Below are 1,183 nucleotides of genomic sequence, written 5' to 3' on the forward strand. Positions count from 1 at the left end.
CTTGTTGTCCGGCGGGGGTAGTGTTGAGGGTGTTCCAGTGGTAGGAGTCCGGGCTGTGGCTTAAATAGGTGATTTGTATGTAGAGCGGTTTGCCCTGGTCGTCGTAGAGGGCGTAGGTAAAGGGGTTTCGGTCAAAGGCGAGGATTTGCCCGTTTTTGTGGTAGTAGCGGATGCCGTCGGCAAGCTCGCTCAGCTGTTGGTAGGGGTCGTCGGGCTGGCCGGGGAGCGGTTTTTGGATGGCGAGGCGGCCTTCGTGGTAGTAGTTGAGCGGGCTGACCGCCTCGCCGTCGCGGTATTGCTGGATGGCGCGGATGCTGCCGTCGGGGCGGTACCAGACGATTTTGCCGTCCACCGCCGCGGGGCTGAAGTCTGCCGGGTCGGCGTCTTTTTTCAGGGTGAGCGGCGCGGTTTGTGGGGTGCCGCTGTGTTGGTAGTAGTCCTGCACCACGAGGCGGCCGTCGGCGGTTTTGCCGAGGATTTTGCGGATGTAGCCGCCGCTGACGGCGCGCCGGGTCGGCAGGCCGTAGCGGTCGGCGTAGTAGTCCGGGTAGCTCAGCGGGGTGTAGTCGATGGGGTTTGCTGCGGCTTGCGCGGCGTCAAGGATGGTTTCCGGCAGGAGTGGCGCGGGCAGCTCGGCCGGAGCGGCGAGGTCGTCGGCTGCCCCCACCCCGTCCCTCCCCCACGAGGGAGGGAGCTGATTTGTGGTAGTAGCGACGGCAGTTTCGTCGTGGTGGTAGGGCCGGTTGAGGTCGTTGTCTGACAGGCGTTGTTTGATGTCGTCCCAGCGGGTGAGGGCGGCGTCGATGCTCTGGCGGCGCGCGGCCTGTTGGTCGGCGGGGGTGGTGTTGAGGGTGTTCCAGCTTTGGTGGGTGATGTTGTCGCCGCTTTGTATGCTCTGCCAGGCGATGAGCGGGGTGCCGTCCGGGACGTAGAGGGTTTCGCCTTCTTTGCAGTAGGCGCCCATGTTGCAACTGCCAACGCGCCCATGATGGTATTCGAGGGCGAGGATGTGCCCGTCGTCGTAGTAGTAGCGCGTGCCTGCGGAGGCGATAGCGCCGATGGCGGCGTAGAAATCGTTGTCGTTGCCGGGACGGGCTTTTTGCGCGACCAGGCGGCCGTTGCGGTAGAAGCTCAGGTATCCGGCGGGCTGGCCGTCATGGTAGTGCTGGATGGCGTACACGCT

Annotated in this window: 1 protein-coding gene; it reads right to left on the reverse strand. The window is 64.4% G+C overall.

The window, feature by feature from the left end; all coding sequences use genetic code 11:
• Nucleotides 1–1,183 (reverse strand): hypothetical protein (locus tag Q0349_RS12015; RefSeq protein WP_298081244.1); only part of this gene is annotated, 1,183 nt, incomplete at both ends.

It is taken from the genome of uncultured Cardiobacterium sp., from assembly GCF_938028185.1.
GTDB lineage: Bacteria > Pseudomonadota > Gammaproteobacteria > Cardiobacteriales > Cardiobacteriaceae > Cardiobacterium.